Origin of the sequence: Burkholderia sp. BCC1998, from assembly GCF_905339875.1 — a bacterium.
Classification (GTDB): domain Bacteria; phylum Pseudomonadota; class Gammaproteobacteria; order Burkholderiales; family Burkholderiaceae; genus Burkholderia.
Genome location: NZ_CAJPHE010000046.1, coordinates 1 through 12,726 on the forward strand (window position 1 = coordinate 1; position 12,726 = coordinate 12,726).

Consider the following 12,726-nt stretch of genomic DNA (forward strand, 5'->3'; position numbering starts at 1 on the left):
TTTGATACACCACTCCGATGGAGAGGCCCAATACGTCGGCGTTCGGTATAGCGAACGTTTGGCCCAAGCGGGTATCGAATCGTCCGTTGGCAGCCGTGGCGACAGCTACGATAACGCACTGGCTGAAACGATCAGGCGCTGGCCCGCCGTACGCTCGGTCGCGGAGATCGACGACACTGTTCGCCACCAATGTATTCAGCATCCTGCGCACGATACAGGCGGTCCTTCCGCACATGCGGGCACGGCGCCGCAGAAGGATCGTCAATAACAGTTCGGTGCTCGGCTTCTTGCCGGCTCCCTACATGGGGCTCTATTCGGCATCCAAGCATGCCGTGGAGGGGCTGACCGAAACGCTGGACCACGAGGTGCCAGTTCGGCATCCGCGTCACGCTGGTCGAACCGTCCTATACGCGGACGAACCTGGACGTCAATGCGCCGCAGGCGAGCGTGAAAGTCGCCGACTATGATCGCGAGCGTGCGCTTGCGTCGCGCGCTGTCGTCAACAGCATCAAAGATCAAAGGCGCGCCCGAGCCCGATGGCGTGGCCAGCACGCTTGTCGAAGCAGCGCTCGGCGCGTGGCGCATGCGCCGCACGCCGAGCGGTGAAGCCTCCCTCCTGAGCAAATTGCGGCGCTTCATGCCGGGCGGCCCCGTCGATGCGAGCCTGAGGAAAACCTTCGGCTTGCATAAAAAAACGGCCTAGCTGCTTTCACGTACGACGACCTCGCAGGCCAGGGGTTTCTGCCGGCGACGCAGCGTTGCGATCGACGGCGGATCGTCACCCAGTAGCGTGAAAATCCGTGCAGCGGCCAGTTCGCCCATTTCGCGTGCGGGCGGCCGCACGGTCGTCAGGCTCGGCATCAGCATATCCGCCAATGGATAGTCGCCGAAGCCGACGATCGCGCATTGCTGCGGCACGCGGATGCCGGCACGCGGCGCCGCAAGCAGTGCGCCGAAGGCGAGATTGTCGTTCGCGAAAACAATCGCATCGACCGAGGCATGTCCCGACACGAGCGCGAGCAGCGCTTCGCGCCCAGCGTGCGTCGGCGAGACCTCCTTTGGCGAAAACACGATCGGTTTCCGGCCATGCTCGCGCATTACCGCGGCGTAGCCATCGCCCCGCTCCAGCGCGCTCGTATCGCCCGCGACGCTGTTCTGCACGAACGCGATGCGTCGGTAGCCGCGCTCGACCAAATGGCGCGCCGCGAGGCGTCCAGCCTCCTGATGGACGAAGCCGATCTGCAACGGCTTGCGCCGCGGCTGGAAATCCCATGTCTCGATCACCGGGACCTGCGTTTGCGCGATCAACGTCTCAGTACCAGGCGAATGGAAATGCGAAGTCAGCACGAGTGCCGCAGGCGACCAGCCGAGCAGCCCGCGCACCGCATGCTCCTCGAGATCCGTCGAGAAATAGCTCGACGCGAGCAGCAACTGATAACCGTGCGCGGTGACTTCGTCACTGAAGCTCTGGATCGTGTTCGCGAAGATCGGCCCCGAAATATTCGGAATGACCATGCCGATGGCACGGCTGCGCGCCGAAGCGAGCCCGCCGGCGACGAGATTCGGCACGTAGCCGAGTTCGGCGACTGCGCCGGCGATACGCTCGCGCAACGGCTCGGACAGCCGCATCGGATCCTGGAAATAGCGCGACACGCTGATCTGCGACACGCCGAGATGCTCGGCTACGTCACGTAGTGTCAAGCGCCCCGATGTCCGGCGTGACCGGGCATCGCTTTTAGTCGAATCGGACATATGTTCCGCTGATTTCGTTATTTGACGCGACAAATTCGCCACGGGAAACTGCCTGCTAATGTTAGCGCTAACCATAACGGGGCCGCCAGCACGAATCGATGTGCTGCCCGGTGGGGCAGCGCCGCTTTCGCGACAGGATATCGGATGACGACAGCTTCCCGCCTCATGCACCTCGGGGCCTTTCTGATGGAAACCGGACACCATGCAGCTGCGTGGCGGCATCCGGACGTGCAGGCCGACGCCGGCACGGATTTTCGTGCCTATGCCGCGCTGGCGAACACGGCCGAACGTGCTTGCTTCGATGCGGTCTTCGTCGCGGACAGCGTCGCCGCGAACGTGGGCGACGGCGCAGCGCGCTCGGCCCGCTCGGACCGCCTCGATCCGCTGACGCTGCTGCCCGCGCTCGCTGCGGTCACGGAACGTATCGGCCTGATCGCGACGGCGACGACGACCTACAACGAGCCGTATCACATCGCGCGCAAGTTCGCGTCGCTCGACCACATCAGCGGCGGTCGGGCCGGCTGGAATCTCGTGACGTCCGACAACGCGGCCGAAGCCCGCAATTTCGGCCGTGCCGAACACGTCGGTCACGACGAGCGCTATGCGCGCGCCCGGGAGTTCCATCGGGTCGTGACGGGCCTATGGGATAGCTGGGCCGACGACAGCTTCGTGCGCGACAAGGCGAGCGGCGCGTATTACGACGCGTCGACGCTGCGCGTGCTCAATCACCACGGCCCGCATTTCTCCGTGGCGGGGCCGCTCAACGTGCCGCGTCCGGTGCAGGGATGGCCCGTCGTCGTGCAGGCGGGCGCGTCGGATGCGGGGCGCGACCTCGCCGCGCAGACGGCCGACGTGGTGTTCACTGCACACGCGCGGCTGGATGCCGCGCGGGCGTTCTACCGCGACATGAAGGCGCGGGCTGCTGCTGCGGGCCGCGCGCCGGGCGATCTGAAGATCATGCCGGGTCTGTCGGTCGTCGTCGCGCGTACCGACGACGAGGCGCGCGAACGCTTCGACGCGCTGCAAGCCCTCGTCGATCCCGTCGCGGGCGTCGCGATGCTCGCGCGTATGCTGGGCAACTTCGACCTGTCCGGCTATCCCGTCGACGGCCCCCTACCCGACTTGCCGGTCACTGACAGCGGCCAGCGCAGTCGCCAGGCGCTGCTTACCGCAATCGCTGGCGACGAACGCCTGACGATTCGCGAGCTTTACCTGCGCATCGCGGCAGGGCGCGGACATATCACCGTGGTCGGTAGCGCAGCGACCGTCGCAGACCTGATGCAGGCGTGGTTCGAAAGCGAAGCCGCGGATGGCTTCAACGTGATGCCCGCCGAATTGCCGGGCGGCCTCGATGCGTTCTGTGAACTCGTCGTTCCGGAATTGCAGCGTCGCAGGTTGTTTCGCACTGCATATACCGGCCGCACGCTACGCGAGCACCTCGGACTACGTCGCCCCGTGCGTATGTGACGCGCTTGCGTCGTCGGATCATTTTGACCAGGAAACCCCGCTCATGACCTTCACTCGTCGTTCGTTCCTCCACACTGCAGGCGCCACAGTCGTGACCGCCCTCGTCGCGCCGCTCTCCGGTGTCGCGCGTGCGGATGGTGGCCGCACGCTACGCATCGGCTATCAGAAGGGCTCGCCCCTCACACTCCTGAAAGCGCAACGCACGCTAGACAAGCCGCTGGTCGCGCGCGGCTTCGACATCGCGTGGACCGAGTTTCCGGCTGGCCCGCCGCTGCTCGAGGCGATGAATGCCGGTTCGATCGACCTCGGCTATACGGGGTCGCCGCCGCCGATCTTCGCGCAAGCCGCAGGCAGCAGGATCGTCTACCTCGCCGCGAAACCTGCCGGCCCGCACAACGAAGCGATCATCGTGCTCGACGGCTCGCCGGTGAAGACGGTCACCGACCTGAAAGGGCGCACTGTTGCGTTCGCACGCGGGTCGAGCTCGAACTACCTGATCGTCGCCGCGCTCGAAAAAGCCGGACTGACCTATGCGGACATCAAGCCCGCGTTCCTGTCGCCCGCCGATGCGCGCGCGGCCTTCGAGGGCGGCAAGGTCGACGCGTGGGCAATCTGGGATCCGTATCTGGCGGTGGTTCAGCAGACGCTCGGTGTACGCACAATCGCCGACTATGCGACGGGCATCGTACAGCCATACAGCTTTTTCCTCGGCTCGCCGGATTTCGCGAAAACCCATCCCGAGGTGCTGTCGGACGTCCTGTCCGCGGTCGCACGCAGCGATGCATGGGTTACGAATCACCGCACCGAGGCCGCACAGCTGATCGCACGCGAGATCGGCGTGCCGCAACCGGTCGTCGAGCGCTACCTCGCGCGCTCCGCGTTCGGGTTGCTGCCAATCAATTCGAGCGTGCTCGGCGCCCAGCAACGCGTCGCCGACACGTTCCGGCGCGCAAACGTGATTCCGCGCGCGATCCAGGTCACCGACATCGCACACCCTGTTTCCTTCACCCGCTGACTCCATACTCCACTCGCCTCGCAGAGCCGCTGTCATGACCCGACTCGCTTCCCGTACTGTCACCATCCGCCCTGTTCGCCGCGCCGCCGCATTGCGCTGGCGCCTCCGTTTCACGCCGCGACTGAAAACCGGACTGCGCACCGCCGGTGTGGTCGCGCTGGCCTGCGCCGGCCACGCCGCGCACGCGCAGTCGACGCTGGTGATGTACGGCATCGTCGATGCAGCACTGCAATACGGGCGCTTCGATAGCACGATCGGCGCGACCGCGTCCGCTGCGAGTGGCAATCTGCAGGCCTCGCGCTTTGGATTGCTCGGCAAGGAAGATCTTGGCGGCGGCTATCGTGCGAATTTCCGGCTCGAGACAGGCTTTAACACTTACACGGGCGTAGGGGGCGGCACGACAGAATTCAACCGTGGCGCGTCGGTCGGACTGTCGGGGCCGTTCGGCAGCGTCGACGCCGGGTACCTCTATCTTCCAATCTACTGGGTGTTTCTCGCGTCCGACGTCGGCACATACGGGCTCGCCAATCCGGCCGCGATAATGTCGCTCGAGCATACGACGACGCTCGGCTCGAGCGGCACCGGCGGGTTCTACCGGAATGCAATCCGCTACCGGACGCCGGATACGCTTGGCGCCTGGTCGAGCGAAATCGGTTATTCGTTCGGCGCACAGGATCCTGTGGGGCAGACCCTGAGTGGCCGCAACATCGGCGCGAATGTTCAGTATGCGAAGAACGGATTGCTCGTCGGGTACGGCTTCAACCGCTACCAGTATTACGCGAGTGCGAGCGCGCCCGATGCATCGTCGCAGCTCACGCATGTACTGACTGCCGCATACGACTTCGGCCGCGTGGTCGTCGGCGGAAACTATGTGCATTCGAAGCGCACCGACGGTACCGGATGGTTCGCGTCCGCCGCGCTGCTCAACGCCCGCATGCGAATCGGGCTCGGCGACGTCAATGTCGGTGTGTCGCGACGGATCGAGAACGGCGATGCGCGCGCGATTGCGTGCGACGTGGGCTACGTGTACTACCTGTCGAAACGCACGCAACTATACGGCTTCGCGACAACGATTCTGAACAACCGCCATTCGACGCAAGGTTTCGCGCTGCTCAGCAGCACCGCCGCAAAGGTCACGCCTGGCTTCGATCCGTGGGCGGTGACGGCGGGAGTTCGAACCTCGTTCTGATGGAAGAGCGGTCGCCAAAACTTGCATTGCTGCTGAATGGCCGCCACTGAGAGTCTTCTTCTTGGCGTCGACACTGATGCCATCGACCAGTTCGTCGATGCAGAGTTCGCCGGCAACGATGCGGTCGACATCGGCAAGAATCGTGGACACGATCGACGGACACGCGGCAATCGCTTAAATCATGTCCTGCAGACCATCTTCGATCCGTTTCGCGACCTCGATTTCAGTATTTCGGCGGCCGTCCTGTTGACCGCCTGCGGTGGCAGCGGCGGCGACAGACCGTCCCGCTGGCGCTGGCTGCGCCATTCGCGAATCAATCACGCGCTTGCCGCTCTCCGTGACACGCCGACAACCGGGCAATCCGCAATCCCTTGATTTGTATATTAATAATTCTGGGGGCCGCTAACCGTTGTCGCAGCTAGAGTGGGCTATACCGGTAAAGTGCACCGAAATACATGGGACCCCGATTCGTGCCGCCCAATCAGCCGGTTGAACCCAGGATAATTTCTCGATAGAGAATTTATTGACCGATTGACCCAGATTGGGTTATTGTTTCTCCAACGGGAAATTACCATGTAATTGATCGAGTATGACCGGATAATTTCCGAATCGAGAAACTATGGCGCGTACCCTCTCGGCGCCCGGACCGCGACCGGGCCCTCAAATTCAGGACCTCAAGGCCTTGGGCGAACTGGTGCGCAGCCGCCGGCTGGAGCTATCGCTTCGCATCGACGACGCCGCGCACGCGTGCGGCGTAGCGTCGAACGTGTTTTCGCGGCTGGAGAACGGCGGGCCGGTCGGAGTCGATCGGCTGCTGCGCGTGCTTTCCGGACTCGGGCTCACCCTGCTGGTCACTACCAAGGAGGAGGCGATTCGTCTGCAACCCGCGCTGCCGATGGTGCACGGTGGTCGGACATCCGAGGCATCGCGTGGAGACAAGGAGACCGACGTATGAACCACGTTCTGCACGTTTCGACGCACGGTGACGCGGTCGGGGTTCTCAATTTCGAGTCGCGTGAGGACCGCTACGGCTTCGGGTATGCCCCGGCGTGGCAGAACAATCCCGCGGCGTACTATCTTTCGCCCGCCCTCCCGCTCGACCGCGCGCCGGATAGCCCCGGTTCCGTCCAGCGCTTTCTGGAAAACCTGCTGCCCGAAGGCCGCGCGCTCGACATCGTGTCGATCGTCAACCAGGTCTCGAAGAACAACATCTTTGCACTGGTCCGCCTGCTGGGTAAAGAGCCGGTCGGAGCGTTCAGTTTCCTCGCAATGGACGCGACGCCTGACGAGGCGGCGCGTATCGCCCACGAGCAGATGGGCGAGCCGATGCGTCGGCCCATCACCAATGAAGAGCTAGGGCACCGTATCCGTGAGCGCGATGCGATTCCGTTTCCGGTCTGGGACGGCAAAGTGCGCCTGTCCTTGGCCGGCTACCAGGACAAGCTGCAGGTCCTCGTCGAGGGCGAGCAACTCGCGCTTGCCGACGGCTCGCTCAGCTCGACGCATCTGCTAAAGCCCGAAAGCCGGAATCCGCACATGCCGTACATGGTGGCCAACGAGCACTTCTGCATGACCCTGGCCGCACGCCTGAATGTGCTCGCGCGCCTGCAGTTGCCTGTTGCGCCTGTGTCGATTCGTCGCCTGCCGGAGCCCATCCTGCTCATTGAGCGGTTTGACCGCATCGTGCGATGGGATGCCGACGCGCCGGGCCGTGCGAAGCACGTGCTGAGAACGCACGTCATCGACGCCTGTCAGGCCTTGGACCTGCCGTCGACCTTCAAGTATGAGCGCAACCTGGGTGCGGGCGCGGATGTGCGGAACATCCGCGAGGGGGTGAGCTTTGAGCGCCTCTTTACGCTGCTCGACAAGATGGTGACGCCGGCGAGCGCGCGGCCCTATCTGCTGCGCTGGGCCATCCTCCAGCTGCTGCTCGGCAATAGCGACGCCCACGGTAAGAACCTCTCGATGCATGTGCGGCCCGCCGGACTCGTACCGGCACCGATGTACGACCTCGTGTCCGTCAACGCTTATGGCGAGCACGTCGAGCGCGACATGGCGATGGCCTATGGCGATGCCTTCCTGCCTGAAGAGGTCACGCCCTACGCGCTTGCGGACTTTGCGCGCCGTACGGGCACCCGTCCCACGCAGCTCGCTCGCGAGATAGGCGTCATGGCTCGCGGCATCCTGCGGCTCGCGCCCGAGCTGGCGGCCTCTGAGGTCTACGTGGGTGGCGAGCGCGACGTCGTGCACCAGGTGTCTGATTTCGTCAGTGCGCAGGCGAATCGACTGCTTGTGCTCGCGCGGGAGGTGCCGCGGGTCGACCCCGGACTCTTCGAATGATGGCCTGCGGGTTTAGTGAATCCGCGACCGGTGCGGCTTCCTATACGTCAACAATGGCGGGCACGCCACCCCGAGGTTTCCTATCATCCATACTCATTGGGAAACAAGAAGGCGCGATGCTTCTGATGGTGACTGGAGCGGCATCACATAGTGCAGCAGATGCTCGTTCTCCTCATCGCTCTTCTCGACGACTGCTTTCAACAAGTCAAGCGCATCGAACTGAAACGAATTGAAGGCCAGCTTCAAAAGCTACTTCATCCCACGTTGCCTAGATCAATTTTAAGCGCCCTGGGAACACCCGTCGGATTTCAGCCAAGCACCAGCTGGAGCGCTTCCCCGCATGCGTGCACACGGTATCCCATTGCCCGGTAGCCACGCTGGCGCTTCTCCCACATGCGTAGCAGCGCCGGATGTCCCCCATCGACAAAATCCAGCACCCGTACGCCGGTCTTGGCCACGTGCTCTCGATGCAGCCGCCCGGCATACTGCTGTAGAGTTCCCTTCCACGAGATCGGCATGGCCAGCACAAGCGTGTCCAGCGCCGGATGGTCGAAACCCTCGCCCACCAACCTCCCGGTCGCCAACACGACGCGCGGCACATCATCTGTCAGCGCGCCAAGCGCAGTCAGTTGCGCCGCACGCGCCTTCCTGGCCAGGCGCCCGTGCAGCACGAACAACGGATGGACCGCATCCTCCATTGCCTGATGCAGGCTCTCGAGATGGTCCGTTCGCTCGGTCAGCACCAGCACATTTCGTCCCTGTCGGTATTGCTCGCAGATTGCATCGGCGATCATGGCCGTGCGTGACGCGTCCTGCGCCAGACGCGCAAACACCTCCTGGATCGGCGCGTCGGCCGCGACCTCCACCTGAGCGGTGAGCCTTTGCGGGAGAACCTCAAGCAGCTGCGGCGCGTTGACCGGTGGTCGTGCCACATGGCGCACCGGCCCACATAGCATGAACATCACCGGTTGCTGGCTATCACGCCGGACAGGCGTCGCCGTGAGGCCCAACACATAGCGCGCGTTGACAGCCTTGAGCACGGCTTCGAATGAGTCGGCCGAGACGTGGTGACATTCATCGACAACAACTTGACCGTAGCGCCGCAACAGCTCACCGCGGGCACCGTTCGGCGCGACCGACTGCAGCATCGCGATGTCGATCAGGCCCGTTGCTTTTGACTTGCCGCCGCCAATTGTCCCGACGGCGCGCGGCTCGAGCGCAAGAAATGATTGCAGACGCTCACGCCACTGGTCGAGCAGCTCCCGGCGATGCACAAGCACGAGCGTGTTGACGCCGCGCCGCGCAATCATTGCGGCTGCCGTCACGGTTTTGCCGAAAGCCGTTGGCGCATGCAGGATGCCAATATCGTGTTGCAACAGGTCGGCTACCGCTGCCTGCTGGTCATCGCGCAAGGTGCCGGCGAACGAAACCGTAACCGGCTCGCCAGCGCAACGCTCGTCCCGAATATCGTAGGCGATGCCGTTCTCGCGCAACAGCGTCATGACGTCGTCGACGCAGCCCCGCGGCAACGCAATGTGGCGCGGGCAATTCTCCGCGCGGCCGATGATGCGCGGCGTATCCCAGACACTAAAGCCGCGCGCCTGAGCCCGGTAGTATTCCGGATTCTGGAAAGCCGCCAGCCGGATCAAACGGTTGAGTAACGCCTGCGGGAGCGAGGCCTTCTCGAGATACAGCTGATTCGCGAGTGTCAGCGTCAGTGACGCCGGCATCGTTCCGGCCAACCGCTTCGGCTGGCTGTATGACGGCGTCCACGGTTCGGCCTGGTCCTCCTCAGTGATAAACGTAACGTCGAGTGGGTGCGCGCCACCGGTGGCGCGAAAGATCACGCCCTCGATGTCGCGTCCGTCCATCCCTTGCACGGACGCCAGATAGCTCCACTGGTCAGCGTAGGGCTGGAAATCGTCGTCGACGAACACACTGTATCCATGTTCGCGCGGCTGCTTCTGCAGCGGCAGCGCAATCAGGTTGCCAAAACCGCCTTTGGGCAGCAGATCCTGATTCGGAAAAAGCCGGTCGTAAGACGACAGTTCGAGTTGCCGGGTTTGGACACAGGTGTGGCTGATGATTGCTGAGCCCATGCGTCGTGCGTCGCGCGCAGCGATCGTCGACGAAAAGAAAATCCAGGCGTGCGCACCCTGGCCTGAGCGGGAGATTTCAATCGACACCGGGACTCCCAGCTCCCGGCACGATTGGCGGAAGGCTGCCGCATCGTTGCGCCAATCCGCCTCATCAAAATCGACGGCGAGCAGATAGCAAGTGCCATCCGGCATCAGCGGATAAAGCCCCACCGTATGATCGCCGGCCAGATGCCCATAGATTACCTGGTCATCGAGCGGCAGCAGCACGCGATGGCTGCAGTCCGCGCATCGGATGCGGGGTTTTTCGCAGATTCCGGCCCGCCATTCATTTGCGCAGGCCGGCGCGTAGCCCGATTTGCCAGAGGTTCGGCTTTCCCACCGAAGGGGATAGACATCGGTGCGCCCGCGAAACAACCGCCGGAAGAGCTGTACCTTCTGCTGCGGCGACAGCAGTGGTGTGTCAGGGTTTCGGGCGGCCGCGGATGGCTCGCACGGAGCGATCCGTATGGGTTCGTCCCGCGATCGGACCTGTGACGGCAGCAATGCGGCGAGCCTCGCGTTTTCTGCCTGAAGACGCGTCAATTCCGCCAGCAGTTCATCACGCGTGAGAGTGTTCCAGTCATCACGCGGTGGTTTTCCCTCGCCCATCATCGCGTTACCCGTCAGCGCCTGCGTCCCGATGACGCTGGCAGGCAGGTGCGCATGTCCGTTGTCGCATATCGCAATCCCCCATGCTGATTCGATGATTGTATCGAGCTCGGCCAGGGAGTGATGCATTTCGACCGATGCACTCGTGTCCAACGACTGACGTGGCGGCGCTCACGTTCGCTGAGATGGTGAGCTTTGATTGCAGGGCACCGCACTGCATTCGGCCGATGTATTCCCGCCTCGGCACTCACCACTACATCGCGATCAAAACAGCGAGGTCTGACGCGGATCCCGTGCGGGTGTGCTCGAATTTCTCACGGGTTTCCCGGACCGCATCGGCTTGCGACGACGGGGGACACGTCGCAGGTGCGCGATGAGACGCACGCATTCACCGTCTGCTGTCAGGTACAGACAGAACCGCCCGATCTCACCGGGGGCGCAGGCTTCGCGCGCACGCAACGAGAGTCGCAGGGCATGGCGACGCGCGCGAGCAATAAGTTGCCCCCGGCTCATCCCGGGCCAGCAGTCGGCGACCATCGACTTCACGGCAGCCGGCAATGCCTCCGGCGCGATGTCGGGCGGCAAGGAGATGGCAATCAGCTCGAAAGTGTCCGACATATAGGTAGTTCCATGAGGCAAGCGTTGTGTGGCTTCAATCACGTCGTCGCAGCGGTTCCAGCGGACCAGACTGCGGTCCCGATGCCCAATCAAAGGTCAATGGGGAACACTGCGAGCAGCGTGCGAGAGCGGCAAGACGTCGGGGGCGATCAAGCGGTGCGACCGGATAGTATCGAGGTATGGATCGTTCAGTTCGGATTGAGCGTAAGACGCTCGCCGTCTTTGTTCACGTTGGACCACCGCTTCCCAGCGCCAACCCGGTCAACGTGTCGTTGCAGGTCCGCCCCCCAAGAATAATCGCCACTTCTCCCCAGATCCCGAACCAGCCGAAGAACCTTGACACGCTTGCAGTGCGTCATGAATTGCTCGAGGACGCAAGGCCGAAAGTTTCTCAGCGAAGCCATCACGTTGACTGCTTCCTTCATCGATTGCCCTTTGCCGATATCACTGGCGAGTTCGAGCAGTGCGCGCTCCGGAACGGAAACGAGCACATGCGGATTCCCGTTCGGCAGTGGCTTGAGGCCCGCGTCATACGGCAGCGCGTCGTCGAAGATCTGGGTGGTCTGGAACGCGTAGCGCATGTGCTCCTCAACCCACGACGAGATCTCGTAGGATTTCTGCGCCCATAAGATGGTCTTCGCACGAAGGTCGATGTTGTGACGTCCGCCTTGCCAGTCGAGCGCTGTCTTGCCCCCGACATGCAAGCCCGGCACGCGTCGACTCAGGTACGCGACGATTCCTTCCCGGCTCGGGCTATCTCCCGTGAGCAGGTAGGCCCCCTTGGAGAGTCGCTGCAGCCACCCCGCCTTGACCATGTAGGTTGCGAGCGCCGGGCTGACGCCCATATCCTTCAGCATTTCCGTGTCTAGCGGTTGTCCGCGCGGCGCCTCCTCCATCAGGCGCTGAAGCGTCTTGCTAGCCATACAATCTCCAATCGCGTGGTTTCTTTGGCGATTTCTCGCGAATATTTTTAGTTTATCAGAATATTTAACGATAAAATGATGAGCGCGCAACTCGGTGAGCCTACATTGCTCCCCTGTCCAGAACCCTGCGCGGAATCGTATGAGGTCCAAGCGCGATAAGGTCGAGGAATGTGGAACGCCCATCGGCGGTCGAGCCATGCGCGTCGATGTGATGGACGTTCCCCAACACAAATTGAGCACCTGCATAGCACGCCGGCGCGAACGGATACGTGAAGTCCACTTCGAGCTTCTGCATCCGTAGCGCATTCGGCGATACCGCCGGCCGGAAGCGTGGAATCGGAGGTGTACGGCGTCGACTGCGGCTGAGTTCATGCTCGTATTTGTATCGGAGGAGGCGAAACTCCCCCCACGCGCGGCCGAACGTGTCGTTGGGGCCGGCGTCGCACAGACGCGGACGCATTGCCGCGGAGTTCTCGTCACCGCCGGTCGATGGTGGTCGCGTCGCTCGTCGTCGTGGAGAGTTGCCCGTCGCGGATAGGTGGTCACAACGAGCAGGTCGCCATTCGCATTGCGCGATAGCGCCATATCAACGGTTGCTTGCACCTACATCCCGCTCCCCTCTAAAGTCGCACTTTAGGTCAGCAGCGTCTACCGCGTTCACCATCCAGGTTCGTG

The 12,726-nt window shown here is 63.1% G+C and carries 11 protein-coding genes and 2 pseudogenes; 8 read left to right on the forward strand and 5 right to left on the reverse strand.

Annotated features, from left to right (window positions below):
- Positions 1-133 (forward strand): annotated as a pseudogene (locus tag U5A56_RS36240) (IS3 family transposase); the annotation flags it as partial.
- A gap of 34 nt (positions 134-167) precedes the next feature.
- Positions 168-703: pseudogene (locus U5A56_RS36245) on the forward strand (SDR family NAD(P)-dependent oxidoreductase); the annotation flags it as partial.
- Here the strand turns inward: U5A56_RS36245 and U5A56_RS36250 are convergent.
- The gene (locus U5A56_RS36250) at positions 700-1,956 is read right to left on the reverse strand and encodes a LacI family DNA-binding transcriptional regulator (protein ID WP_257776068.1); all 1,257 of its coding nucleotides are present in this window, start codon (positions 1,954-1,956) and stop codon (positions 700-702) included. The pseudogene U5A56_RS36245 and the gene U5A56_RS36250 sit on opposite strands and share 4 nt — an antisense overlap.
- Here U5A56_RS36250 and U5A56_RS36255 point away from each other — a divergent pair.
- The 6 genes from U5A56_RS36255 to U5A56_RS36280 all read left to right on the forward strand — a co-directional run bounded on the left by U5A56_RS36255 (position 1,897) and on the right by U5A56_RS36280 (position 7,763).
- Positions 1,897-3,219 carry an LLM class flavin-dependent oxidoreductase gene (locus U5A56_RS36255; protein ID WP_257776067.1) on the forward strand — a complete coding sequence of 441 codons (1,323 nt, stop codon included), beginning with the start codon at positions 1,897-1,899 and terminating at the stop codon, positions 3,217-3,219. The two genes, U5A56_RS36250 and U5A56_RS36255, sit on opposite strands and share 60 nt — an antisense overlap.
- A 43-nt stretch (positions 3,220-3,262) precedes the next feature.
- Complete coding sequence (locus U5A56_RS36260; RefSeq protein ID WP_321927292.1) at positions 3,263-4,234, forward strand: sulfonate ABC transporter substrate-binding protein; 972 nt, start codon at positions 3,263-3,265, stop codon at positions 4,232-4,234.
- Positions 4,235-4,268: 34 nt separating this feature from the next.
- Entirely contained in the window at positions 4,269-5,423 is a 1,155-nt protein-coding gene (locus U5A56_RS36265; protein WP_257776065.1) for a porin, read from the forward strand.
- 36 nt (positions 5,424-5,459) lie between these two features.
- Complete coding sequence (locus U5A56_RS36270) at positions 5,460-5,798, forward strand: hypothetical protein (RefSeq protein WP_257776069.1); 339 nt, start codon at positions 5,460-5,462, stop codon at positions 5,796-5,798.
- Positions 5,799-6,105: 307 nt separating this feature from the next.
- The gene (locus tag U5A56_RS36275; RefSeq protein WP_257776064.1) at positions 6,106-6,378 is read left to right on the forward strand and encodes a helix-turn-helix domain-containing protein; all 273 of its coding nucleotides are present in this window, start codon (positions 6,106-6,108) and stop codon (positions 6,376-6,378) included.
- On the forward strand, positions 6,375-7,763 hold the full coding sequence (locus U5A56_RS36280; RefSeq protein ID WP_257776063.1) for a HipA domain-containing protein: 1,389 nt from the start codon (positions 6,375-6,377) through the stop codon (positions 7,761-7,763). The genes U5A56_RS36275 and U5A56_RS36280 overlap by 4 nt, the downstream gene beginning before the upstream one ends.
- Before the next feature lie 93 nt (positions 7,764-7,856).
- Here U5A56_RS36280 and U5A56_RS36285 read toward each other — a convergent pair whose 3' ends face one another.
- The 4 genes from U5A56_RS36285 to U5A56_RS36300 form a co-directional block, all read right to left on the reverse strand.
- Positions 7,857-8,009, reverse strand: a complete 153-nt coding sequence (locus tag U5A56_RS36285; RefSeq protein WP_257776062.1) for a hypothetical protein — start codon at positions 8,007-8,009, stop codon at positions 7,857-7,859.
- Between the two features lie 62 nt (positions 8,010-8,071).
- Complete coding sequence (locus tag U5A56_RS36290; protein WP_257776061.1) at positions 8,072-10,639, reverse strand: TOTE conflict system archaeo-eukaryotic primase domain-containing protein; 2,568 nt, start codon at positions 10,637-10,639, stop codon at positions 8,072-8,074.
- Positions 10,640-10,774: 135 nt separating this feature from the next.
- A complete protein-coding gene (locus U5A56_RS36295; RefSeq protein ID WP_257776060.1) occupies positions 10,775-11,128 on the reverse strand; it encodes a hypothetical protein in 354 nt (117 codons plus the stop codon).
- Positions 11,129-11,316: 188 nt separating this feature from the next.
- Entirely contained in the window at positions 11,317-12,051 is a 735-nt protein-coding gene (locus tag U5A56_RS36300; protein ID WP_257776059.1) for a type IV toxin-antitoxin system AbiEi family antitoxin, read from the reverse strand.
- Positions 12,052-12,726 lie beyond the last annotated feature (675 nt).

Excerpts from the sequence above, each read along its gene's own strand:
- U5A56_RS36255 (WP_257776067.1), top strand. The coding sequence starts at position 1,897 with ATGACGACAGCTTCCCGCCTCATGCACCTCGGGGCCTTTCTGATGGAA.
- U5A56_RS36250 (WP_257776068.1), bottom strand. The coding sequence starts at position 1,956 with ATGGTGTCCGGTTTCCATCAGAAAGGCCCCGAGGTGCATGAGGCGGGA.
- U5A56_RS36260 (WP_321927292.1), top strand. The coding sequence starts at position 3,263 with ATGACCTTCACTCGTCGTTCGTTCCTCCACACTGCAGGCGCCACAGTC.
- U5A56_RS36265 (WP_257776065.1), top strand. The coding sequence starts at position 4,269 with ATGACCCGACTCGCTTCCCGTACTGTCACCATCCGCCCTGTTCGCCGC.
- U5A56_RS36270 (WP_257776069.1), top strand. The coding sequence starts at position 5,460 with ATGGCCGCCACTGAGAGTCTTCTTCTTGGCGTCGACACTGATGCCATC.
- U5A56_RS36280 (WP_257776063.1), top strand. The coding sequence starts at position 6,375 with ATGAACCACGTTCTGCACGTTTCGACGCACGGTGACGCGGTCGGGGTT.
- U5A56_RS36290 (WP_257776061.1), bottom strand. The coding sequence starts at position 10,639 with ATGCATCACTCCCTGGCCGAGCTCGATACAATCATCGAATCAGCATGG.
- U5A56_RS36295 (WP_257776060.1), bottom strand. The coding sequence starts at position 11,128 with ATGTCGGACACTTTCGAGCTGATTGCCATCTCCTTGCCGCCCGACATC.
- U5A56_RS36300 (WP_257776059.1), bottom strand. The coding sequence starts at position 12,051 with ATGGCTAGCAAGACGCTTCAGCGCCTGATGGAGGAGGCGCCGCGCGGA.